Origin of the sequence: Spirosoma taeanense, assembly GCF_013127955.1 — a bacterium.
Classification (GTDB): domain Bacteria; phylum Bacteroidota; class Bacteroidia; order Cytophagales; family Spirosomataceae; genus Spirosoma; species Spirosoma taeanense.
This window is the reverse complement of record NZ_CP053435.1, coordinates 3,127,828-3,151,914: the sequence shown is the minus strand read 5'-3', so window position 1 is coordinate 3,151,914 and position 24,087 is coordinate 3,127,828. Positions and strand designations below refer to the sequence as shown.

Below are 24,087 nucleotides of genomic sequence, written 5' to 3'. Positions count from 1 at the left end.
AAACCAAGTTGTTATATCCTTATGACTTTTGACCTGCTACAACTTCCAACCCGTCATCTACTGGATAAAATTGGCGCAGGTAGCCATAAACCTGGTTCTGGTAGCGCAGCAGCCCTCAATGGAATTTTAAGTTGCAAGCTTTTACTGACGGTTATCGAACTGACACTTGATCCGAAAAGAACTAAAACTTACTCCCATTGCAAGAGTGAGTTTGAAGATATTAGGAACAATATTATAGAAAATATTAGTCCAAAATTAGAAGCTTTATTCGAAGAAGATTCAGTACAATTTGATATATCAATAAAAAAAAGAATTGAACGAGATAATGAAAAAAATCAAAAAATAAAAAATGACCTTCATGGAGAATCGCTCCGCGCACTAAGAAAGTCAACGGAAATTCCGATGGAGATCGCAAAACTATGTATTCAACTTGGGGAATATTCTACAATTGTTTTTGATAAAGGATTCAAATCAGCTAGGGGTGATTCTAGTGTAGCATTGGGAAGTTCACTTTCAGGGCTTACTGGCTGCATTTCTATTATTAGTTTGAATCTTCAATCATTCCCTAAAAGCATATGGACTAATTCGGTACAAATTCAAAAAAAAGAATTACAAAAAGAATTTGAAAACCTCAGCAAAGAGAACATCAGATTAATGAATACTCTTGATGAGGAAGCAGATAGAAAAGGTGATTTCTTGGCAGAGTTTGTTGAAATTAGAAAATTGTTGTACGGAAAAACTAAGGTCTCCCATGAGGATATAGAAAATTTGGCAAGACGTATTCAGAATGCCTTGTGGGAATACAGAGAATTGATTTGGGGGCCCAAATCTCCCAATAATGTACTTGGCGTTTTGAAGCCGGAAAAAGTGATCGGGCTTTTACAGTACGCATTTCATAAAGTTCACACGTTAGGTGTCAATGAGCGCAACGAAGAGGTAGCTGGTATTATTAATAACGAAGATTTTACTATTAGAATCTCTGATATGTATAAACCCGATGTCATCAATTTTACAACAGCTCATGAGCTTGGGCATGCCTTGTTACACGACAAACTTATACTCCATCGGGATTTACCATTAGATGGCTCGGAAACAGGACGGGCCAGATCAATTGAAGAAATACAAGCGGACAGATTTGCAGCGACATTTTTAATGCCAAGAAAAATCGTAGTTCAGTTGTTTTATGAATTGTTTCAGACTGAACAATTTGCGATTACTGATGAAAATGCCCGTTTGCTTACAAATGGCTCGGCTTACGAGCTTCGTAAAAAGTTAAGAATTAAACGAGACCTTTCTCGAATTATAGCAAAATGTGAGTATTATAATTTTAGGCCTTTCAATTCTATGGCTAAAATTTTTCAAGTTTCTATAGAGGCAATGGCTATCAGGTTAGAGGAATTAGACTTGATAGATTTTTGATAAAATGCTTACCTTAGCCGTTAAAACCATGCAATAGAGTACGATATTGGCTGCTTATGAACACCGTTTTGAAAGGAGATAAGTTTGAAAATGAGTGCTTTATTTTAATAAAACGATTGTTAGATAATTTTCAGCTAGGCCCTCTCCCAAGTATATGCCGTATCTTTCAAAAAAAAGGATATTATTCTTGTCGTCGGCAATCCGACATAATATTTGACCTCTCAATCGAAGTATGGCCTGAAGGCGCAGCTAATTTCTCATTACTTTATTTAATTGAATGTAAAGATTATAAAGGGAAAGTGCCGATTAATGATTTAGAAGAATTTGAAAAGAAAATTCAGGAGGTTACCGGAGTCAATTGTAAAGGTGTTTTCATTACTCGGAATGGATTTCAAGAAGGTTCGTTTAATTTCGCTCGAACAGGCGGAATGATGCTTATCGAAGCTTCTTCTCAATTAACATTTAATATTATTCTTCATAAGGCAAATCGCTTTCGACAACAAGAAGAAGAAATTGATTTTATACTACCTGATATAATTGATTTAGAATCAGACATCCCTACTAAACAGTACATCCATCTGAAATGGATGCGTGTTATCGAGAATAATTTAATAAAAGCATTTCTATTCGGGTTAAATGCTGAAGTGATAGAACAACGTGACATAATCCCCATCTTAAGCCGCTCAGAAATTGAGGACATTGTCAATGAGATACTTGCCGATTACTATCCCCACAGACAGGCTAGAGAGAATGCCTTGCATTGGCCTACTTTTGAACAGTACTTGTATGACGTTTTTGAATTGGAGATTAGCTACGTACCTTATATAGGCTTAGATTCTAGTAATAGGATGATTCAGAGTAGGTGTATTTTTAATCAACGCCGAATTGAAATTCTTACATCGTTACAAGATTCGAGCCGATTAAATTTTATAAAAGGCCATGAAATTGGTCATTACTTTTTACACAATAAATGCTCTATCTCACAGTCAGCTTATGAATCAATGGAAGATTCAGATTTCCGCTATGATTTGGACAAGTATCAAATTAACAGTGATCGAGGCTGGATCGAATGGCAAGCTAATACTTTTGCCAATAGTTTGATCATGCCTACACCTGCATTTTTGAAACGCTTAAAACACATAAAAACCAGCATTGGATTAAGTCCTAATAAAAATTTATATGTGGATCGGCAACGCTGTAATATTGATGATTTTCATGCAATTACCGGTGACCTAGCTACCTTCTTTAGAACAACGAAGACAAGCGCCACTATTAAGCTTGAAACATTGAATTTAATTTCATTCGAGCGTAGCCAAGAAACTGTTGGTCAGATTATTCGTCGTTTATATCCAAATTTTGACTAATTGAGGTATGGATTTAGGTTGACAGATTAGGATAGCTGAGACGGTTAGGTACATCACATTCGATAGAACACCGTTCAGTAAAGTCGGTTGCTTAAAATGAGTAGCATAGTTCGGCTTTGTGGTCAGTAGAATCAACCTCCGTCGACAGGACGCTCGTCCCGAAGGAGGGTTTGCAGCCCAACCGCCACCGTGTTCGCGGGCGAACGAACCCAGAAGAACTGTTAAATTATCCTTTGAGTAATTCTTGATTATCAGTGGTTTGTAATTTGGGTGTACCGCCAAATGAATGCATAAAGGCCGCAGCTATATTTGTTTTAAGTAGCTGGCGTCCACCCCATCAACCCCTGTTGGCATTGGTTGCGAGGCCAGGCGTAAAAGCAATGAGCAAGTTCCAGCCGGTAGTCCGCATGGCACAATAGCGCATTTTTGGATTTACTATGCTGTATTTCGGGTGACAACGTAACCGCCCTAAAGAGTAAGCCCGTAGTCAAAGGAATAGAACAATACAATCACGTCTATGCCACCCATTCGTATGATTGCCCTGCTTAAATTCATGATTGTCGTGGTTATGACTGGAATAATTCCGGTCACAGGTATTATTTATTGGGGAGCTACCAACTTGACAGGTAAAGCATCCATTCTCTCAACTGGAACATTACTTTATTTTTCGTTAGCATTTTGTCACAGTTGGCTTTCAGTCCAGCCTGCAAGTTTCAGGGACTGGCTGAAGAAATAGGGGGCCTCTATACCTGAACCAGGGCAACAGGCCCTGTTGCGCTGTGCCGGATGCTGATCCTATTCTCCGGTAAAAGGGCGCTGCGTTACTTCGCCATTCCTGAAACGGGTATCAGTTTGGCGGATAAGTCCGGGGTTTTCATCTCTTTGTCAAAGGGGAACATGGGGCGCTGAATGCGCTTGTAGGTCAGCCGGAACAGATCCTGATCGACACCACCGGGAGTCAGGGCCATAATCCAGTCTTTCTGCATCTCATACAATTCCGGCTGGAGGTAACCAATCTTGACGACGACAATGTCGGCCGTACGCGGATTGAGACCCAGACGCGTGAAATCTTTTTCTTCGTGGTAGGGTTTGCGCTTCTGGGTAACGATTGCGTGCACACTGCCCATTTTTACCACCACTTCCACCTCGGCATCCTTGTCGCCCTTAACGATTGACTCGACTGTACCGTTGAGGAAGACCGGTGGCGCAAAGCGATTATCGACAATGGCGCCGGCCGTGCCTTCTATGTGTCCGCCCACGCCGGCGGCCATTGCTTTTTTTACGAATCCGGGGTCGGGAATCGACGCGTAGATCAGCGTAGGGCCGTCTGGCTTCCTGAATTCGGACCGTTTCAGAATCTCTGTAAGTGTCCAGGTTACGTCGCCCGCACCACCAGCCGTGGGGTTGTCGCCCGTGTCGCTGATGTAAAACGGGCGTTTAGTACTGGTGATGGCTTTGGTCAGCACCTCATCCAGCGCACCCGTGGGTGCTACGAAGCCGAACTGATTCCGGACGTTCCAGAAGTTAGTGGCCAGCTTTTCGGCGGTCTGGGTTACTTTGGTTTTATCGTCGCCAACGACCATAACGGCTGCGTGGTTGCGGGGTTCATCGGCCCAGGCGTAACCAATCCAGATACCGGCATCAACAACACCCGGCTGCTTATCGGCCAGCGGCTCTACGTCGGCATACAGGCTTCGGCCGGGTTCAATCCGCGTGCTGGTTTTTTCGCCCGGTAAGAGAATAGGTACGGTGATCAGGGCTTTGTAAGCGGGTTTGCCCTTCCCGCTTTTGAGCCGTGCGAGCAGGTTAACGACGGCTCGTTCTTTGGTCTGCATGGCGTCTTCATGGGGCGCCATGCGGTAGCAGGTCATCAGGTCGGTGTTCTGCGCCAGCCGTTCCGATACGTTGCCGTGCAGGTCCATGGAGGTTGAAATCAGGGTTTTATAGCCAACCACATCGCGGATGCGGGTAATCAGATCGCCCTCCGGATCGTCGAGTCCTTTAACGCTCATAGCTCCGTGGATGTCGAAATACAGGCCGTCGTAGGGGCCGTACTTTTTAAGTGAATCCAGCATCTTATGCACCAGCGATTCATACGCTTCGCGCGTGACAGCCCCGCCCGGCAATGATTTACCGACGACGGCAGGAAACCAGCGAGCCTGTTTACGCAGGGGCGCTGCGCCCATCATGAACGGATAAGCGTTAAACACCTCACCGCTGTAGCGGGCGTGAAAGGCTTCTTCGTGCGTAACGGCTGGTGAGAATGTGCTGGATTCAATACCTAATCCCGCAATGGCAACGCGGGGCAGCGTGTTGGTGGCCTGTTGGGCAACGCCCGGAGCCGAAGCAAAAAAACAGGCGGCAATGCCCAGGAGAAGATGTTTCATGCCCATAAGTTAACGGATTTCGGTTTATTGGCAAACGGTTTGCCTGTTTACGAGCCAGTGCCTGCTTCGACGGGTCCCAGCTCCTGATGGCACTGCGCTTTACCTGAATGCGTTCAATGAACAGGCAAGCGAATAGTCCTACTTAACAGACTGCCGGTTTAGAAACCATTCAATGAATTAATTGAAACGAATATGCCATCCAGTTCAGAAGATATTATTGGGTTGTATCAACGGCATGCCTCGACCTGGGACAAGGACCGAACCCGGAGCCTATTCGAAAAAGCATGGCTTGATCGGTTTCTGGCGATTGCCGGTCATAATGCTTCCATCCTCGATTTAGGGTGCGGCATGGGCGAGCCTATAGCCCGTTATTTAATTGAGCAAGGTTGTTCGGTTACCGGCGTCGATACGTCACATACGTTCATTGATTTATGCCGGAATCGCTTTCCGGATCAGGAATGGATAGTGGGGGATATGCGGAATAGAGTGCCTGGGAAGCAATTTCAGGGGGTTCTGGCCTGGGATAGTTTCTTTCACCTGAATCACGCCGATCAGCGCGGCATGTTTTCGGTTTTTCGCAGGTACGCTGCACCGAAAGCAGCTCTGTTATTCACGAGCGGTTCCTCGTATGGCGAGGCCATTGGCGAGTATCAGGGTGATCCGCTGTATCACGCCAGCCTAGATACAGCTGAGTACGAGAGTTTACTACAGGAGCAGGGCTTTGAAGTCGTTTCTCACGTGGTGGACGATGCAACCTGCGGTCATCACACAGTCTGGCTAGCCAGGCTGAATCGGTGAATAACCATAAGCAGTGTTGAAACGGAAAAGGTGGTTGTTAGAACGGATAACCGATACCGAAATTAATCACTAAGGGGTTGGGGCCGCTGGTCAGTCGACGTAATGAAAACTTGGGCAGAATGAACCGATCATCGACCAGGCCACCTTCGTTGGGGTCTAGATAGCGTCGGGCGGGGTCCCAGACCTTGATGCCGCCATCGAAGCGGATGAGAAAAAACGAAAAATCCAGCCGCAGGCCGACGCCCGTCCCCACGGCAATCTGCGGTACAAAGGTGTCGAGCTGGAAGACGGAGCCGGGGCGGCTGGCGCTGTTGCGTAACGCCCAGACATTCCCCGCATCGACAAACAAAGCCCCGTTGACGTCGGCTACCAGATGAAACAGCCGACCGCGCAGTTCAGCGGAGCCTTCCAGCAGAAGGTTGCCGGGTTGTTCGAATCGGTAGATGAACTGGTTGTTTCCATTGAGGGCGGGCGTTGCGGGGTCGTCCAGATAAGGATAAGCAGCGCCTGGCCCTAACCGGCGCGGTAGCCATGCCCGAACGCTGTTGCTGCCACCGGCAAAAAAGAATTTTTCGTAGGGTACGGCGTTCTGCGGACCATAGCCGTAGGCAATGCCCGTATTGACCCGGAAGGCAAGCGTTGTGCGCGAACGCAGGGGGACGTAATGCCGAAAATCGACGTTCAGCCGCAGAAATTTATAAAACTGAAGCCCCGTGACCGATGAATCGCTCCATCGTTCGACCACCCGATCGGGGAACAGGTTCAGCGTGGTGCCGCCCGATTCAACCACAGTGCGCAGGAAGTTGGCCCGCCGGTTCTGGTTGGGAATGTTCGTGTTGTAGGTATAAGCAAAGCTGAAACTGGAACTGAGTGAACGCCGAAAGCTCAGGTACACCGTGCTGCCCAGTCTTCGCTGCTGCTCCAGTTGCCGCCGGAACGCTTCGCCCAGTTCCGGCTTGCTGGTGTTAAAGCTGGCGTTAATCAGGTTTATGTCGGCAATCAGAAAGCTGAATTGCTTTGTGAGGGTTGTCTGCCAGTTGTAGGCCATTGTCGCCCGGAGCAGCGACCGCAGGAAGTCGGGGCGGAAGGTATTGTTATAGCTCAGGCTAACCTGAGTGCGGGGGTTATAGCGACTGAAACCGAACCGAAGCCGACCTGGAAACAGAATCTGCGGGAAAATCAGCGAACTACTCAGACTTAACTCCTGCGAGCTATAAACATCCGGGCTGTTGCCGGTATTGGTCAGGAAGCCCGTTTGCGCTTCCAGACCATAGCGAACCGAGGTTTCAAACGTTTCCAGGCCCCCAAACAGGTTCCGGACCCGAAAGATCAGGCTGCCGAAATAGCCGGGATAGCCCTGACTCTGATACAATACCGTCAGTCCTCCTTCGGCGGTGGCTTCGTATTTGTCCAGCGGAGTCGCCGTAATAAGCGTTCGCAGCCGCCGGTTGGTGGTGTCGGTGAAGTTGAGGTTAACGAATTTGAACTGATTCAGCAGAAACAGTTGCCGCTGGGTGTCGCGGTAGTCGGTCTGGTTGTAGAGCTGACCCGGCCGAAGCAGAATCTTGGCGTCCAGCAGCCGGGTCGAAATGTTACGTCCGCCCAGCAGATACGTGATACCATTGCGGTTAACCGTATCCAGCCCCGCCGGTGCGCCCGTCGCCTGCGACTCCCCCGTGATTGTCTCGCCAGGGCTGATCCGTACCTCAACGTCACCGATGCGGTAGATCGGGTGGGCCGTCTGGCCGGGTGGGTTCAGCACCTGCACGTACACATCGACGTAACGGTGCAGGGAGTCGCCCGGAATCAGCCGGTCGCTGCCCCGGCGGGTCGTGTCTACGTCCGTAGCGCGGATGTACTGCCGCGAAAAGGCGTAATACCCCTGATCGCGCAGGAGCGATTCAAGACGGATTTTTTCGGCGGCCAGGTTCTCAAAGTCAAAGCGGTCGCCTGCCTTCAGCTTCGAGTTGTCGAGCGAATTCCGGATAAGGGAATCCACGCGCGGATCGGCAATGTCGTAGTCGACAGTCCGCAGGTAGAATCCCGCGTTTTCGGTAACGCCGTAGGTGACCCGAACCTGTCGGCCCCGCCGGAGCGTATCGAGTGAGTAGGTGGTCCGGGCGTTGAAAAAGCCTTTGTTTTTCAGGTATTCCTGCATCTTTACGGCGTTGGCCTGTGCGTCCTGAGCCGAAAAATAGGACGGAGGTTCGCCGAGGTTCCGCATGACCCAGTTGCCTTCTTCGGCTTTCAGACGAAGCCGCTTTAACTCACGACCGTAGCGCCGGTTTAGCTTCCGCAGTGCCTTTGGATCATCGGCTACCTGCTGGCTTTGCTGATCGAATTCATTAGTTTTGGCCTGAAGCTCCCGCAGGGCAGCTTCGCGGTTGTACCTACGCAGGCCAAGCTGATAGAACCAGAGCGGGGGCGTAATGGGCAGACCCAGAATCCGTCGGTTAGGCTTTTGCGGAATGAGGCTTTCGAGCTCTTCGGTCGAAACGGTGCGGTTACCCCGCACTGTCTGGGCGGTGAGCAGATACTGGTTTCGCAGGCTTTCCGTCGTTACGCAACCCGACAGAAAATACGTCAGACCCGCCAGTAAAACAATCCGTTGAAGTGGGTGATGTATGGTGTATGATGCCGCGTCAGGTAGCCAGTCATACATGATATATCGAAGCGCATACATCGTTTTCTTCATGCTTTCCAAAAATCAAATCAAATCCATTCAGTCGCTGCATCAGAAAAAATTCCGGCAGCAGCAGGGGGCGTTTCTGGTCGAAGGCGCCAAGAGTGTGCAGGAGGTGCTGCAGTCCGATTTTGACGTCGAACTGGTTGTCGCGACTGAAGCGTATTACAAAGAAAACGGAAGCCTGACAGACCGCCAACGAACGCCGGTCGAAATCGCGTCGGCGGCCGAGCTGACCCGCATCGGCACGCTGGAAAGCAACAACGCAGCCCTCGCTGTCGTCAGAACGAAAGAAAATCGCCCTTTAGTCGCCGAAGCCGGTGAAATTGCCCTGATTTTAGATGATATCCGCGATCCCGGTAACCTGGGTACGATCCTGCGGATCGCCGACTGGTATGGTGTCCGGAAGATTCTTTGCTCGGAAACCACCGCCGATGTTTATAACCCGAAAGTTATTTCGGCCAGTAAGGGGTCGTTTACGCGGGTGAACTGGTGGTACGGCGATCTTACGCAATTTCTGAATCAGCAGGTATCTGCGGAGGCTGGTAAGCCTGTTCATCCCTTGTACGGGGCGTTTCTGAACGGTGCCGACGTACATAAAATGCCGTTTGGTTCGGGCGGCTATCTGGTCATGGGGAATGAATCGAACGGAATTAGTGCCGCTGTTGAGCAGTACGTTACGCAGCGGGTAACCATTCCGCGGTATGGCGGGGCCGAGTCGCTCAACGTCGGCATCGCCACGGCGGTGCTGCTGGACAACTGGCGAAGACAGGCTCCCCATTAGCCGCTACATGAAACTGCTCATGGCCGACTCATTGGCCAGTTCCTGGGCGTGTTCTTTGCCGAGGTAGCGATCAATCAGATAGTGCGCGACGTAAAGCAGGGGCGTCAGCACGATGGCCGTTGTGGCTTTATACAGGTAGTTGATGATGCCTACGGCCAGCACCTGCGCCAGCGACCAGTTGCCGAAGACATAGAAGGCAATCCCGAGTACGACGAACGAATCGACCAGCTGCGAGATGAGCGTAGAACCGGTAGCACGGAGCCAGATTTTATGACTGCCGGTAATTTTCCGCAGGTACTGAAACACCGATGCGTCGAGAATCTGCCCGATCAGAAAAGCCGTCAGCGAACCAATAATGATGCCCAGTCCCTGCCGGAAAATCATCTGGAACGCATTGTTGATGTTGATGGGGTTCCCGGCCGCGTCTTTGGCGTTGACGTCGAGCCAGAACTGCGCCGGGGGCAGAGTCGTTACGGCGTAAATAATCAGGAAGCTATACGCCACGAACCCCGCCGTTAGGAAGGATATACGCCGGACGCCGGCCTTGCCGAAATACTCGTTGATGATGTCGGATGTAATGAATACAAACGGCCAGATCACCGCGCCGGCCGTCAGGTTAAAATCCAGCACGAAGTCGCCGAACAGGTGAATCTGCGCCGGGCGGGTTCCCACCAGCGTTTCAGCCGAAAAGATTTTGACGCCGATAATTTCGGCGACCAGCGCGTTGGTCAGGAATACCGCGCTCAGAAAAATATAGAGGTTAGTTCGCTTATTGGTAAACGAGTAGCTGGGCATGGCACAGGTCAGGAATGGTGTCTGGGGTTACCACCGCAATTTATGACACGAACTACCGGCTATGAACCGCCGACAGGATTTATTTTCGCTTATAGACGCCCGGCGAAGCGGTTTTTTCGTACTGAGCCGCCAGGGCCGGGGCGCGTTGAAATAATTTCTCGACAACATTCTCCCGATCGATGATATAGTCGGGCGGGTCCAGCCGGAAGTGGTCGAATACGTTGATTACGGCTTCGTAATTGTCCAAGTTCCGGAGGTCGTACTTGGCCAGATCCCAGTTCAGGTAAGGCGTAGCGGGGCGGTTGTATCGGTAGGCGCTCAGGTCTTCGCCAATGATCAGCACGCGCTGGTTACGGATGTTGTCGGGCAGGGGCGAGGGCCGTACCTGAAGGTTACTTAACCGGCCCAACTCCGCACCCGGAATCAGCCCCAGCGCACCCTGATAAAACAGGAGCAGCATCAACCCGAAGGCCAGCGAGAACCCCAGTTCGGAGAGCCAGGCTTTCCGGACATTCTCGAAGTAGAAAACGGCGAAATACGCCATCGGCGGCACAAAGCTCAGGAACGACATCGGGGCCAGAAACGGCATCAGCGCCGTTGTCAGCACAGCCGTAACGAACCAGAGCATCATGATCTGCTGGATGCGCTGCTGGAAGTTGACGTAACGGCTGGTGGTGTTGAACAGGCTCAAAAAACCCAGTACGCCCAGTCCCAGCGGGATCAGCAGGGAAGCCAGCAGCGATTGTACGTCGGATAAGGAATACTGCCTCACCCGGAATACCGACGCCAGCAGGTTCCGGTTGAAATCGTCCAGGCTATCGTTGAGGTAATAGAACAGGATCGTTACGGCGATGGGAAACAGAAACCCGAACAACGACAGCGAGTGCTGGCGGAACGTAGCCCCGGTATACAGCAGAAGGGCCAGGGCTGCCCACAGAATATACAGCACCGAAGGCAGGTAAAACAGAGCTGCCAGCCCGATATAGAACCCGACCTCAAACACTTCATCGGTAGCGCCCCGCCGTTCCATCTGCTTCACGAGCGTTCCGAAGGCCAGCAGCAGCAGGCTGGTTGACATCAGCATGGGAGAAAGCGTCAGGCAGTCGAACGAGAGGTGCAGAAACAGCATGTAAACCAGCCCCGGCCAGAACGACCGGTCGGAATAAACGTCGCGGGTGTTGGTCACGTAATTGAAATAAACGATCTGAAACACCGACACGAGCGTAGCCGCGCCGTGCAGGGCTATTGACGACCGTCCGAAGAGCGTATCGAGCCCCCAGTAAACAATGGCTGAAAGCGGACTGACGCTATCCCAGATATCCCGGTAAAGTAGGTCGCCCTGGCTTATCTGTTCACCCACCAGCATCCAGTTCAATTCAGGAATCAGAAGCGGTAGCGAATTCAGGAGCAGGGGTAACCGAATCAGCAGCAGTAATCCGAGCAGGCTGACGTAGAGATAGGGATAATACGAGCGAAAAAAACGTAGCAAAGCAAAAAATGGTCAGTCGTCGGTGAGTAAGCGCGGCAGTCAGACACCTTGATGAATAAGCCAGCAATGGATCAACGCGCCGGCCAACTACTCTGCGAAATTACGGTCAATTTCGGCAGAATGGAAAAAGGTATGGATATTTGCGCAGCGGCCAGACCCACAGCAGCGGCTGCCACTGACAAAAGCCAAACAGTAAAGACACCATCGCCAGAGCGACGACCCTCGTTCAGGCTTCTGGCGGTGAGGCAGTAACAAAGTCAACCGGCCGGGGTTATACCGGCAGGCCCCGACTTAAGACAAACACCAATGGAATCGAAACGACAACAGAAAGTTGCGCGGCAACTGCAGAAGGATTTAAGCGAAATTTTCCAGCGCGAAGTACCGCATTTATTCAACGGGGCGTTCATTACCGTCACCAGTGTACGGGTCTCGCCCGACCTGAGCGTAGCCCGCGTGTACCTGAGTTTTCTGGCAACGAAGAACAAGGATATACTGCTGGAGAGCATTCAGGAAAAAGGCAAGGTCATTCGCCAGCACCTGGGCGACCGGGTCCGGCACCAGCTTCGCATCGTACCGGAACTGGTTTTCTTCCTGGACGACACCGCCGAATACGCCGATAAAATGGATAAGCTCTTCGCCGGCCTGGAGATTCCACCCGCTCCCGCCGAGGATGACGAAGACGATGAATAAAGCAAAGAGTGAAAGAGCGAATGAGCAAAAGAGTGATAAGGGCTTGTATTGGTTCGCTCTTTCACTCTTTCTCGCTTTCACCATTATACTATGAATCTCCCCGCCTGGATTGCTCGCCGGTATTTTTTCTCGAGAAAGAAGCGCAGTTTTATTAGCTGGCTGTCCATTCTGTCTATGCTTGGCGTTGGCGTCGGCACCATGGCGTTAGTCGTGGTGCTATCGGTGTTCAATGGCATGGAGGAACTGAACCGGCAGATATTCAAGACGTTCGAGGCCGACATGACCATTTCGCCCCGTCAGGGCAAGCGATTCATGGCTCCGCCAGCCTTGCTGAACCGCTTGCGGCAACTACCGGAGATTAGTTTACTGACGACTGTGGCGCAGGATAACGCCCTGGCCCGGTACGCCAGTGGTCAGACAGTGGTGCGCCTTAAGGGGGTTGATAGTACGTATCTACATCGTCAGCAGCTCGACTCGGCCATGCTTGAAGGAAAGCTGCTGCTGAATGAGGACAATATAAACTATGCCATTGTTGCCGAGGGGGTTCGAAACGATCTGAGCATATCGCCGGTCGACATTCTGACACCCCTGGAAATTCTGTACCCCCAAAGCGGGCAGGCGTTCAGCGTTCTGAATCCGGACGCGTTTAACCGCGAGCGCCTGACGGTATCGGGCGTGTTCTTCATTGAATCACGCTACGACAATTTTGTGCTGGCCCCTCTAACTGTAGCGCGGGCCCTGTTCGGCTATCAGCCCGACGAAGTAACGAGCCTGGAAATTCAATTACGTCCCGGCACCGACGAAAACCAGGCCCGGCAGACGCTGCAGAACATAGTAGGCGATCAGCTGATTGTGCAGACCCGCGACGATCTCAACACCGATCTGTACCGCACCATCCGGATCGAAAAATTGCTGGTTGCCCTGACTTTATCGTTTATTATCCTGGTCGCCAGCATCAACATTTTCTTCTCTCTGTCCATGCTGGTCGTTGAAAAACGAGAGGATATCAGGATTCTCTTTGCTCTGGGCGCGACGACCGGATTAGTGCGCCGAATCTTCCTCACCGAAGGCGCTATCATTGCTCTGACGGGCGCGATTGCCGGGCTGGTTCTGGGCGTCGTGATCTGCGTGATGCAAGAGCAGTACGGCTTTATCCGGATGGGGACGGTCAGTTCCATCATTGATGCGTATCCGGTCCGGCTCGACAGTAGCGATATTATCCTGACGGGTGTTCTCGTGATTGTGGTCACGATCCTGACGTCGTGGTTCCCGGCGCAGCGGGCCGCGAAGATTCAATAAAGGGCCAGAAATCAACCGAGGGTTGTACCCCGATCGATCTGCACAATATAGGCTTTGCCGCCTTCCCTTTGGATGGCCTCGGCAACGGCCTGGGGGTTTTCCGGCGCGTAGGCAAACATGCAGCCACCTCCACCCGAACCGTTGATTTTGCCGCCCAGTGCTCCGGCCGCCAGCGACGCGTCGAGCATCCGATCGATCCTGGGCGTGCTGATTCGCTGAGCGTCGCGCAGATTCGCTTGGTGGTCGGTCAGCAACTGCCCGAATCGAACGTGATCCATCGGGCCGGAGGATTGTAAAAGTGATAAAGCATCGCGCAGAATATCGCGGTTTGCGAGGTTGCCTTTCAGCAGAATATACTCGTCTTTGCTCAGGAAGTCTTTGTACTCGGCCGCTTCGGTGATTGCCGAATTGTGCAGGGAAAACCGGGGATTGACGACCGTAATCCGCTGGATGATGTCCAGCATGCCGAGTTTAACCCGTTTTAGAATCCCGAGGGTATCCTTGGGTTCCTGCGAATCGCCCAAAACAAAGGTACCGAGGGCAGGGGTTAGTTCGAGCAGACGAATGTCCGGATTGGACTCCAGGTAGATCACGTTACCAACGGCCGTCGCGTAATGGTCCATCATGCCGCCCGGTTCGCCAAATTCCAGCACTTCGGCCCGGTAGCCCAGTTCGGCCAGCCGCTCGGGAGCGAGCTGACGCGGCTCGTCGGCCAACTGGCTTAAAACGTTCAGCCAGGTTACGATCAGCGCCGACGAACTCGACGTACCGGAATTGATCGGAATGTTGCCGCGCACTTCGCCCTCAATCCCGCGCGAGAACGTAAAGCCCTCCCGCAGAAGGATGTTCACCGCCGAGCGGAAGTAATCCCGGTCGTTCGGATAAGATAAAGGTTGCCTGTCAAATGGAATCTGTACCAGGTCCTGAATGTCGGGCAGGTTCAGCCGAAACCCCGACGTAGCGACGTTGTGGGCTTCGATGGCAATCCGGCGCGAAATAGCAGCGGCAATAACGGGTAAGCCTAAATAATCCTGATGTTCGCCAAACAGGCAAATTCGGCCGGGGGTAGATGCAGTCATTCGGATAAACGCAGAGAAGCAAAGACTAAGGCAGGGAGGCAAACAAAATCTCCGCCAGCACCTGCGTTAACCTTTGCTCCTACCAGTTGAAATACTACCAGCTCGACTTTTTATGGCCCGACACGGCGTAGTACAGAATGAAGCTGAATAGGGGCAGCAGCAGTGCATACGCCATTTTTGGGCTGATTACGTCCGTGAGGTAACCATGCAGCAACGGCAGCAGCGCACCACCCGAAATGCCCATGATGAGCAGGGCGGAGCCAATCTTGGTAAACCGACCCAGCCGGTTCAGGGCAAGCGGCCAGAGAGCAGGCCAGACAGGGGCTAACCCAAAGCCCAGCAGGGCGACGCAGAGCACCGACGTAAAACCGCTGGTCAGTAACGTAGCGACGGTCAGTACCAGGCCATAAGCCGCCCCAAAACGTAAAGCGGTCTGCTGCGAAATGACCTTGGGAATCAAGACAATGCCGAGCACGTAACCCCCCAGCAGGCCGTAAAGCGTATACGTCGTGAAGTACTTGGCCTCATCATTGTCAAAGCCGAGGGCCTTACCGTAATTGATGATGGTGTCGCCCGCAATCACTTCAGCACCGACGTAACAGAACAGAGCCAGTACACCCAGCACCAGGTTCGGAAACTGCCAGACGCTGGTATGAATGCTAACGTCGGTCGGCGTATCGTCCTGCTCTTCCGACACTTCAGGCAGGCTTGAGAACCGAATCATACCCGCCAGAAACACCAGAACGCCGGTCAGAATCAGGTATGGCGTGACAACTTTCTCCAGTGAGGCCGCTCCGGATACCGCATTGGCACCCGTCAGGAGCAGTCCTCCGAAAATGAACTGGCTGATAATCCCCGCTAGTTTGTTGGCGATACCCATGAAACTAATCCGCTGAGCCGCACTCTCGCGCGGGCCGAGGATAGTTGCATACGGATTAGAGGCCGTCTGCAATACCGTGAGACCAATGCCGATCAGGAAGAGCCCAACCAGAAACAGCGGGTAAGAAACCGCCTTCGCTGCGGGCACGAAGATCAGCGTTCCAACGGCCATGACCAGCAATCCCAGCGACATCCCGTTTTTGAAGCCGGTCCGTTTCAGTACCGCCGACGACGGAATAGCCATCAGCGTATAGGAAATGAAAAACGCGAACGCAACTAGATTCGACCCGACCGTACTGAGGTTGAAGGCCTGTTTGAAAAAAGCAATCAGGACGCTGTTGACCCACGTAACGAAGCCAAAAACAAAGAAAAGAGCACCAATGATGAGCAGGGGGCCAACGTAGTTTTTAGAAGGGGTCTGAGTCGCGGTCGGGGTCATTGGGAGTCAGTGATTAACTGGAGCCGGGGGTGAACCTATATTTTAAAAATTTTTACAAATTAAAAATAGAAATTGGTTTTCCACGCAGGAACCTCTTTAAAAGTTGTCCGATAGGGCGAAAATCGGTTTGTTTGTTTTCCACTTCCCCCGCGTGAAATCCGGAATTTCGACCGGTTTACTGCCGCCCGCAATGCTTTCTTCCGACAGGGGGCTGATGGCGCTCCAGACGGCTGCGTCATACACGTCGATGGGTGGGGGCGTCTTGGTTTTCACCGATTCGATAAAGGCCCGCATCACAAAAAAGTCGATGCCGCCATGCCCCGCATTCTCGGCCGTCTGGGCGTGGCGTTTCCAGAGCGGATGGTCGTATTTCTCCTGATACGACGCAAACGGTTCCCAGGCGTGGGCTTTGGGGCTTACGTTCTCCAGGTAGATCATATCGTTGTCGTCCATCCAGATTCCGTTGGTGCCCTGCGCCCGGAACCCAAGCGAGTAGGGACGGGGTGAATTGGTATCGTGCATGAGAACAATGTTCTCGCCATTGGCGCACTGGATGACGGTCGTTACGATGTCGCCGAGTTTGAAATTAACCTTGGTGTTCGGGTGGTTCGGTCCGCCCTTATCGACGACATACTTATGGAGTCCCCGGCTTTTGGTGGCTGTACTGGTCAGGTGCAGAAAGCGGTTGCCCCGGTTAATGTCGAGCCAGTGGGCAACCGGGCCAAGACCGTGGGTCGGGTAGATGTCGCCGTTGCGATCGACGGAGTGCTGCGTCCGCCAGCGGGCCTCGGCATAGCCTTTCGCCCCAAATTCGACCCCGCCCCCGGCATAATGTTTACCATCGTTGAATTTGATGTCGCGCAGGTCGTGCTGATAGCCGCAGTGGGCATAGGTCATTTCACCGAACAAACCCTGCCGGATCATGTTCAGAACCGCCATGACATCGCGCCGGTAACACACGTTTTCGAGGATCATGCACGGCACGCCCGTTTTTTCAAACGTATTGACCAGGTCCCAGGACTCTTTCAGCGTAACCGTTGCCGACACTTCAACGCCTGCATATTTACCCGCTTTCATGGTGGCAACGGCCATCGGTGTGTGCCACTCCCAGGGCGTAGCAATAATGACCCCGTCGAGGTCGTCGCGTTTAAGCATCTGCAAAAACGCTTCGTCGCCTTTCGTATAGGCTTCCGGAAGTGCCAATCCTTTTTTCTTAAAAATCTCGTTCGTTCGGGCGATGCTGTCCGGGTCAATGTCGCAGATAGCCGGAATGACTACATCGTCGCGGTAGAGCGCCTGCTCGACGTGGCTGCGGCCCCGCGATCCGACCCCGATAAACCCCAGCCGTACTTTATCAGCTGCCGGGTCACCCAACGACGAAGCTACGGAACTGGCTGCGGTCAGGACGGTGGGAAAGGCAGAGGCAGCCGCTCCGGTAAGGGCGGCCGTTCGGATAAACTCGCGTCGGGTGGGTTTCATAACGACAGAATGCGTAGGGTGACAAGGTTAGTGTTTCAAAGAACGACGTTTCCACCCAAAAATCATAAATTCCACGTCTCCGCAGCAGGAGCCTTTTACCGGGACCGAATCAGGCGGGCAGATAGACCACGAAAGTGGCTCCCTGGTCAGGCTGGCTGCTGGCCGTAATGGCTCCATCGTGGTTTTCGATCACTTTCTTCACGATGGCCAGGCCGATGCCCGTACCGGTATACTGGGTTTTGCTGTGCAGGCGCTGGAAAACGTCGAAGATACGGTCGAGGTATTTTTCGTCGAAGCCAATTCCATTGTCGGCGACAGAAATCTGATGATAGTGGCTGGCCGGATTGAGCGGCCGCGCTGAACCCGGCAATTGGTCTCTGGAGACTAGCTGGCTGGTGACCCGAATGCGGGGTGTTTCGCCGGGCCGCCGAAATTTGATGGCGTTTGAAACCAGATTCAGGAATAGTTGCCCCAACTGAGCGCTGTCGCCTTCTACCGTAGGGAGGCTGGCGATGTCAACAAGCGCGCCTGATTCCTGCACGGCATAATCCAGATCAGTCAGGACATTCGCCAGAATGTCGTTGAGCGACAGTTCCTGGAAGGCGCTCCGGTGATTGGCAATGCGCGAAAAAGCGAGCAGGTCTTTGATCAGTGACGACATGCGCATGGCGGCCGTCTGCATCCGTTCAACCAGCGCCGTGCCCTCGCCCAGTTGATGAGCATAGGTCGCGTTCAGAATATCCCCGAATGACTGAATCTTACGTAAGGGTTCCTGCAGGTCGTGGCTGGCTACGTAGGCAAAGCGCTCCAGGTTTTCGTTGGACCGGCGCAGGTCAATATTGGCCCGGGCGAGCGCGCTGGTCCGTTCGGCTACCTGTCGCTCCAGTTCAGTTGCAAATGATTTCTGATCGTGAATATCCGTACAGGTGCCAAACCAGCGGATAATCGCACCCTCGCTGTTGCGAAAGGGCAGGGCACGCGCCAGAAACCAGCGATAATCTCCGTCGTGGCGTCGAAAGCGATACTCAATTTCATAAGGTTCACCGGTTTCAAGCGAATGTTTCCACACCGTCAACGCCCGCTGCTGGTCATTCGGGTGCAGTACGCGGTTCCAGCCTTCGGCTTTGGTTTCCTCATAGGTAAGGCCCGTGAAATCATACCACCCTTTGTTATAGAAATCGTGATAGCCGTCGGGCAGAGTTGCCCAGACCATCTGAGGCATGAAATCCGTGACGAACCGGAATTCCTGAATCAGTTGCTGAAGCTCGGCATTGGTCTGGGTCAGGGCGGCTTTGGCGGCCAGTTCTGAACGCAGGTCGCGAATGGTGGCACCCCGGGCAATTGGTTCGCCTGTAACGGGGTCGTCCAGGCGAACATAATCAGCATGACACGGAATGATCTCGCCCGTGATGAAGTGCCGAAAATGGACCGTACCCGACCAGCTGCCCGTCGTGTATAAGGTCGTATAGGCTTCTTCCGCGATTGGCTGAAAATGTTCGACTTCGAAAAAATCGGCCGATCGGAGCCGTGAGATGTCATCGTCTAACCCAATCCCGACGAGTTCCCGACCCGCTTTGTTGACGTACATCAACTGCCCCTGCCAGTTGCTGAGAGCCATAAAGTCGGAACTGTTCTCAAGCAGCGAAAGCAGGTGCTGCTGGTCTTCATAGAGCGCTGCCTGGCCGATGATCCGGTGAATGTGGCTGCCCGCTGCATTGGTTCGCGCTGACGGTTCGGCTTCGTAGCCCGTAGCCAGGACGCCCGCTACCTGGCCCGTATCGTCCCGGATGGGCGTGTACGTGAACCGCCACCGTGCCTGTCCGGCCACGGGCGACTGAGCCTCAAAGACCGCTTCGCCGGTCCGACAGACGTTGTCAATAAAGGTTTCGAAGCCTGGCCATATATCTGCCCAGTACTCTTCTCCCGGCTGTCCTAATGCGCTTTTGTGCGGAGCCTGATTGCCCAGCAAAGGCCGGTATGCATCGTTATAAATCTGAACCGCATCGGAGCCCCACCAGAGCAGCATAGGATTACGGGACGACAACAGAATACCAAGGGTGGTACGTAAACCTGCAGACCAATGATCCGGGGTGTCGAGTTGAGTTGTTGACCAGTCGAAGGAGCGTATCATAACCCCCATTTCGCCCCCACCCGTCAGGAAGGCATACCCGGACGTGTTACTATTCATAAAAAGAAACCGCAGCACTTACCTGGACAGGCGCTTTTGGTCGAAACATTTCAACAGATGATTCCAGTATCGCAAAATAACAGATTTCAACAGATTTTACCCATTCGGTTTGCGCTGATGGCGGTAACATTCATTAAAAATTCCACCAGTCCGAATCCGGGTGAACCGATCCGAGCAGAACCGGCTCGCCAATACGGGGTGTGGTAACGTCCAACTTCTGACTGGCGGCCTGTTTGAGCAGTCGTTTGATCGGTTCATTCCAGGAGTGATTGGCGAGCGTAAACTTACCCCAGTGAACCGGCAGGAGGGTTCTGGCCCGTAAATCCCCGGCTGCGGTGGCTACTTCCTCGGGGAACATATGGATGCTGGGCCAGTCGCGGCCGTACTGCCCGCATTCCAGAATGGCCAGGTCGAAGGGACCGTATTTTTCGCCGATTTCCTGGAAATGCGGACCGTAACCCGAATCTCCGCCGAGAAAAATCGTGGAGCCGTTCAGATGCAGCACAAACGATGTCCAGAGCGTTTTGCCGCGCGCGAAACTACGGCCTGAAAAATGGCGCGCCGGCGTAGCAATCAGGTCGATGCCGTCGGCTACGGGCTGGCGTTCCCACCAGTCAAATTCCACAATCCGGTCGGCTGGAACGCCCCAGCGCTCCAGGTGCGCACCAACGCCCAGACCCGTATAGAATTTTTTGACTTTCGGAATCAGCTGGGTAATGGTTTTGTAGTCGAGGTGGTCATAGTGGTCGTGCGACAGAACCAGCAGATCGATGTCGGGCATGTCATCGACGGAGTACACGTCTGAACCGGCGAACGACCTGCCGAAGAACGATACCGGCGACGCGCTGCCGCTGAATACCGGATCAACCAGAACCGTTACGCCTTTGGACCGGATGAGGTACGACGAGTGCCCGAACCAGACAATGGCCGGCGTTGAGTCCGGCAGAGTCTTCAGGTTGGTCCTGACGGAAGGCAGCGGACGGGGCGGTACGTTGTCTTTGGGTTTGTTAACGTAGTCGGTCAGCATGGCGGCATACGACGCATTTTCACGCATGACGGCCGTAGGGGTCAGATTCTGAAACGATCCGTCGCGGAAGTTTGGCGACTTCCGGATTCGGTCGAGCCGTTCGCTGGCCGGATCGCTGCCGAACGTAGCCTGTCGCATAAACAGGGTAACCCCCACAACCAATACTGTCAAAATAAGAACGGTGGTAAGCATAATGGGTTTCAATTGCTGCATGATGAAACGAGAACGGGGCATCTTTCGGGAGGGTTCCCGGCGGAACGAACCCATTAAAATGAATGTTCTATAAATGAATCGATCGAACGTGTTTAATCTTTTTGCGAAAAAGTTGAACAAATTTAGTCGGTGTTGGGTTAATTTTTTCGATAAACGCACACTAAGGAACGTCCTGGCTACACGTTCTGCCGTCTGCCTGTGTTGTACACATACTTTGTAACGACAGGTTGATCGAACCCTATTTCGATTTGCTTTCTATGGATATTCCCCGGGCAGATGCCCTACGGGTTGCGGTGTTTCGGAAGGAGCATTTCAACGCGGCTCATCGTCTGAACAACCCAAACTGGTCGGATGAGAAAAACGCCCGTGTTTACGGCAAATGCAACAACAATAACTTCCACGGCCACAATTACGATCTGATTGTGCAGGTGACCGGCCCGGTCGATCCTGAAACGGGTTACGTCATCGACATGAAATTCCTGGGCGATCTCGTCAAGGAGCACGTCCTGAATCGGTTTGACCATAAAAACCTCAATCTCGATACGGAAGAGTTTGCCGATCTGAATCCTTCGGCGGAAAACATTGCAATCGTCATCTACAATATTTTACGTAACCAGCTAAGCGAGGGCTTAGATCTTAAAATCAGATTGTATGAAACTGAACGGAACTTCGTCGAATACCCCGTCTGACAATGGCCTCAAGGCGAATGGTGTCCATCTGAACGGTCACTATAACGCGCAAGCCGTTGATGAGCTACTGGCCGATGAAATCGGTGAGGCACACGGCGCGTCTTCGATTGATACCCCGATGCGCCCCGATGCTTTCGACCTGGATGATGATCTGAAGATTGATCTCATCGAAGAGCATTTTCGGGAGATTATGAGCGTTCTGGGCCTCGACCTGACCGACGACAGCCTGAAAGGGTCGCCCCGGCGCGTGGCCAAGATGTACGTAAAGGAAATTTTCCGGGGTCTGAATCCCGCCAATAAGCCTCAGTCTACGTTGTTCGACAACAAGTTTCGGTACAACGAAATGCTGGTGGAGAAAGATATTACCGTTCAGTCGTACTGCGAACATCACTTTGTTCCAATCATTGGTAAAGCGCACGTGGCCTATATTTCCAGCGGTAAAGTGATTGGATTGTCGAAGCTGAACCGGATTGTGGAGTATTTCAGCAAGCGGCCGCAGGTGCAGGAGCGCCTGACGGTTCAGATTGCCGATGAATTGAAGCGGGTACTGGAAACTGAAGACGTAGCGGTGATTATCGATGCCAAGCACCTATGCGTTTCGACGCGGGGGGTGCATGATGTCAACTCCTCGACGATTACGGCCTCTTACGGCGGTAAGTTTCAGGAGGAAGCCACCCGGCAGGAACTGCAGCGCTATCTGGCACAGCCCGGCGTAACTATTTAAGAGTTCGCTGGTTGAAGGGTTGTAGGCATACGCAGTGGAGCGGATACGTCCGTCGCCCGGTATGTCTGCAACCCTTCAAGCTTTAGAACTCAGCAGAATGCAAGGTAAAACGATTTTGATTATTGGCGCTAGTTCGGGTATTGGCCATGCCCTCGCCGAACAGCTCCAGACCCAGGGTGCTACCCTCATTACGGCGGGCCGTCGTCAACCCGAAGGTATCCAGTCTACCCACCTGACGTGGGACGTAACCCGAACTCCGGCCGAGGAAGCGCTTAGCCCCCTTCCCGATGTCCTGCATGGGCTGGTATATTGTCCTGGTACCATCAATCTCAAGCCGTTTCAACGGCTTACGGTTGATGACTACCGCGCTGATCTGGAAATTAACGTACTAGGCGCTGTTGCGGCCATCCACGCGGCCTTTCCGGCCATTAAGAAAGCAAAAGGTGCTAGTATAGTGCTATTCAGCACAGTAGCGGTCAAGCTGGGCATGGGACTTCACTCGTCCATTTCCATCGCGAAATCGGCCGTTGAGGGCCTGACGAAGTCGCTGGCAGCTGAGTTTGCTCCGTTTAATATCCGCGTCAACGCCGTTGCGCCGTCCCTAACCGATACGCCCCTGGCGCAGTTCCTGCTGGCCGATGAAGCAAAACGCGAATCCGGTAATAAGCGTCACCCCCTGAACCGGTACGGTACTCCACAGGATATTGCGAGCATGGCGGCTTATCTGCTTTCCGATAAGGCGAGCTGGATTACTGGTCAGATCATCGGCGTCGATGGTGGGATGGGCAGTTTGAAATAAAACAACACAGCCCACGAGCCAGGCTCGTGGGCTGTGTTTGTATGAAAAGCCGAAGTGCTGTCGGTTATTCGTCGGCGCTCAGAGCCTGCATAGCTACCTGTCGGCTGGCGTCACCCAGCGCAGCTACTTCGCCAACCACGATGATGGCCGGATTGCCAATGCCGGATTCGCTTACGCGCTGCACAATATTGCTTACCTGGCCGGTTACAATTTGTTCGTCAGGCAGGGTGCCGTTCTGAATAATGGCGACGGGCGTATTCGCTTTGCCGGTCTGATCGAAGGTGGCCATGATCTCGGCCAGTTTATGCATGCCCATCAGGACAACGACTGTTGCCGACGACTGAGCCGCCAGCCGCAGATCGGCCGAAAGCTGTCCGTCTTTAGTGGTGCCCGTCACGACCCAGAAGCTTTCGGAAACGCCCCGCGTTGTCAGCGGTACACCCGCCGAAGCCGGTACGGCGTAACTACTCGAAATACCGGGAATTGCTTCCGTCTCAATGCCGTGCTGCCGGGCGTAATCCATTTCTTCCCAGCCCCGTCCGAATACAAACGAGTCGCCCCCTTTCAGCCGCACCACGTGGCCGTGCTGTTGGGCGTAATGCACGATGAGCGGATTGATATCTTCCTGCATGCAGGAATAAGCGCCCCGCCGTTTACCTACGTATACCTTCAGCGCGTCAGGACGACAATACTCAAGCAGATCAGGGTGCACGAGCGCATCATACATGACCACATCAGCCTGCTGCAGTGCCCGAACGCCTTTAAGCGTTATCAGATCCGGATCGCCGGGACCGGCGCCTACGAGGGTTAGTTTCATGGATAAAGAGTGGATGAGCGAAAGACGCTGGTGTTCAGCATCACTT

General features: G+C 52.6%; 20 protein-coding genes. 10 read left to right on the top strand and 10 right to left on the bottom strand.

Annotated elements, in window-relative coordinates; all coding sequences use genetic code 11:
* The first annotated feature begins 21 nt into the window (after positions 1–21).
* From HNV11_RS13215 to HNV11_RS13205, 3 genes are all read left to right on the top strand, one after another.
* A complete protein-coding gene (locus HNV11_RS13215; RefSeq protein ID WP_171740112.1) occupies positions 22–1,419 on the top strand; it encodes a cyclodeaminase/cyclohydrolase family protein in 1,398 nt (465 codons plus the stop codon).
* 56 nt (positions 1,420–1,475) lie between these two features.
* Entirely contained in the window at positions 1,476–2,783 is a 1,308-nt protein-coding gene (locus tag HNV11_RS13210; RefSeq protein ID WP_171740111.1) for an ImmA/IrrE family metallo-endopeptidase, read from the top strand.
* Between the two features lie 532 nt (positions 2,784–3,315).
* Complete coding sequence (locus HNV11_RS13205; protein WP_171740110.1) at positions 3,316–3,519, top strand: hypothetical protein; 204 nt, start codon at positions 3,316–3,318, stop codon at positions 3,517–3,519.
* Positions 3,520–3,604: 85 nt separating this feature from the next.
* Here the strand turns inward: HNV11_RS13205 and HNV11_RS13200 are convergent, their stop codons facing one another.
* Positions 3,605–5,170 (bottom strand): M81 family metallopeptidase, encoded by a 1,566-nt coding sequence (locus HNV11_RS13200; RefSeq protein ID WP_171740109.1) that lies wholly within the window; start codon positions 5,168–5,170, stop codon positions 3,605–3,607.
* A gap of 192 nt (positions 5,171–5,362) precedes the next feature.
* Between HNV11_RS13200 and HNV11_RS13195 the strand changes: the two genes are divergently transcribed.
* Positions 5,363–5,968, top strand: coding sequence for a class I SAM-dependent DNA methyltransferase (locus HNV11_RS13195; RefSeq protein ID WP_171740108.1), 606 nt, complete (start codon positions 5,363–5,365; stop codon positions 5,966–5,968).
* 37 nt (positions 5,969–6,005) lie between these two features.
* On the opposite strand, the gene tamL is transcribed toward HNV11_RS13195, so the two are convergent.
* Positions 6,006–8,630: a translocation and assembly module lipoprotein TamL gene (gene tamL, locus HNV11_RS13190; protein ID WP_171742173.1), complete on the bottom strand. Its 2,625-nt coding sequence runs from the start codon at positions 8,628–8,630 to the stop codon at positions 6,006–6,008.
* Positions 8,631–8,661: 31 nt separating this feature from the next.
* On the opposite strand from tamL, the gene HNV11_RS13185 reads away from it, so the two are divergent.
* Positions 8,662–9,435 carry a TrmH family RNA methyltransferase gene (locus HNV11_RS13185; protein ID WP_171740107.1) on the top strand — a complete coding sequence of 258 codons (774 nt, stop codon included), beginning with the start codon at positions 8,662–8,664 and terminating at the stop codon, positions 9,433–9,435.
* A gap of 3 nt (positions 9,436–9,438) precedes the next feature.
* On the opposite strand, the gene HNV11_RS13180 is transcribed toward HNV11_RS13185, so the two are convergent.
* Both HNV11_RS13180 and HNV11_RS13175 read right to left on the bottom strand, forming a co-directional pair.
* Entirely contained in the window at positions 9,439–10,230 is a 792-nt protein-coding gene (locus HNV11_RS13180; protein WP_171740106.1) for a queuosine precursor transporter, read from the bottom strand.
* 79 nt (positions 10,231–10,309) lie between these two features.
* Complete coding sequence (locus HNV11_RS13175) at positions 10,310–11,719, bottom strand: hypothetical protein (protein ID WP_171740105.1); 1,410 nt, start codon at positions 11,717–11,719, stop codon at positions 10,310–10,312.
* A gap of 306 nt (positions 11,720–12,025) precedes the next feature.
* On the opposite strand from HNV11_RS13175, the gene rbfA reads away from it, so the two are divergent.
* Positions 12,026–12,409: a 30S ribosome-binding factor RbfA gene (gene rbfA / locus HNV11_RS13170; protein ID WP_171740104.1), complete on the top strand. Its 384-nt coding sequence runs from the start codon at positions 12,026–12,028 to the stop codon at positions 12,407–12,409.
* Positions 12,410–12,499: 90 nt separating this feature from the next.
* Positions 12,500–13,708: an ABC transporter permease gene (locus HNV11_RS13165; protein WP_171740103.1), complete on the top strand. Its 1,209-nt coding sequence runs from the start codon at positions 12,500–12,502 to the stop codon at positions 13,706–13,708.
* Positions 13,709–13,719: 11 nt separating this feature from the next.
* Here the strand turns inward: HNV11_RS13165 and HNV11_RS13160 are convergent, their stop codons facing one another.
* The 5 genes from HNV11_RS13160 to HNV11_RS13140 form a co-directional block, all read right to left on the bottom strand.
* Entirely contained in the window at positions 13,720–14,787 is a 1,068-nt protein-coding gene (locus HNV11_RS13160; protein WP_171740102.1) for a mevalonate kinase family protein, read from the bottom strand.
* 94 nt (positions 14,788–14,881) lie between these two features.
* Complete coding sequence (locus HNV11_RS13155) at positions 14,882–16,105, bottom strand: sugar MFS transporter (protein ID WP_171740101.1); 1,224 nt, start codon at positions 16,103–16,105, stop codon at positions 14,882–14,884.
* Positions 16,106–16,201: 96 nt separating this feature from the next.
* On the bottom strand, positions 16,202–17,584 hold the full coding sequence (locus tag HNV11_RS13150; protein WP_171740100.1) for a Gfo/Idh/MocA family protein: 1,383 nt from the start codon (positions 17,582–17,584) through the stop codon (positions 16,202–16,204).
* A gap of 109 nt (positions 17,585–17,693) precedes the next feature.
* Positions 17,694–19,772: a PAS domain-containing sensor histidine kinase gene (locus HNV11_RS13145; protein WP_171740099.1), complete on the bottom strand. Its 2,079-nt coding sequence runs from the start codon at positions 19,770–19,772 to the stop codon at positions 17,694–17,696.
* A 133-nt stretch (positions 19,773–19,905) separates the two neighbouring features.
* Positions 19,906–21,033, bottom strand: a complete 1,128-nt coding sequence (locus HNV11_RS13140) for an MBL fold metallo-hydrolase (protein WP_240163416.1) — start codon at positions 21,031–21,033, stop codon at positions 19,906–19,908.
* A gap of 236 nt (positions 21,034–21,269) precedes the next feature.
* Here HNV11_RS13140 and HNV11_RS13135 point away from each other — a divergent pair, with 236 nt between their 5' ends.
* The 3 genes from HNV11_RS13135 to HNV11_RS13125 all read left to right on the top strand — a co-directional run bounded on the left by HNV11_RS13135 (position 21,270) and on the right by HNV11_RS13125 (position 23,224).
* Entirely contained in the window at positions 21,270–21,701 is a 432-nt protein-coding gene (locus HNV11_RS13135) for a 6-pyruvoyl trahydropterin synthase family protein (protein ID WP_171740098.1), read from the top strand.
* A complete protein-coding gene (gene folE / locus HNV11_RS13130) occupies positions 21,664–22,425 on the top strand; it encodes a GTP cyclohydrolase I FolE (RefSeq protein WP_171740097.1) in 762 nt (253 codons plus the stop codon). Before HNV11_RS13135 ends, folE begins: the two co-directional genes overlap by 38 nt.
* A 97-nt stretch (positions 22,426–22,522) precedes the next feature.
* The gene (locus HNV11_RS13125) at positions 22,523–23,224 is read left to right on the top strand and encodes an SDR family NAD(P)-dependent oxidoreductase (RefSeq protein WP_171740096.1); all 702 of its coding nucleotides are present in this window, start codon (positions 22,523–22,525) and stop codon (positions 23,222–23,224) included.
* 64 nt (positions 23,225–23,288) lie between these two features.
* On the opposite strand, the gene cobA is transcribed toward HNV11_RS13125, so the two are convergent.
* Entirely contained in the window at positions 23,289–24,041 is a 753-nt protein-coding gene (gene cobA / locus HNV11_RS13120; RefSeq protein ID WP_171740095.1) for a uroporphyrinogen-III C-methyltransferase, read from the bottom strand.
* Positions 24,042–24,087: the final 46 nt, after the last annotated feature.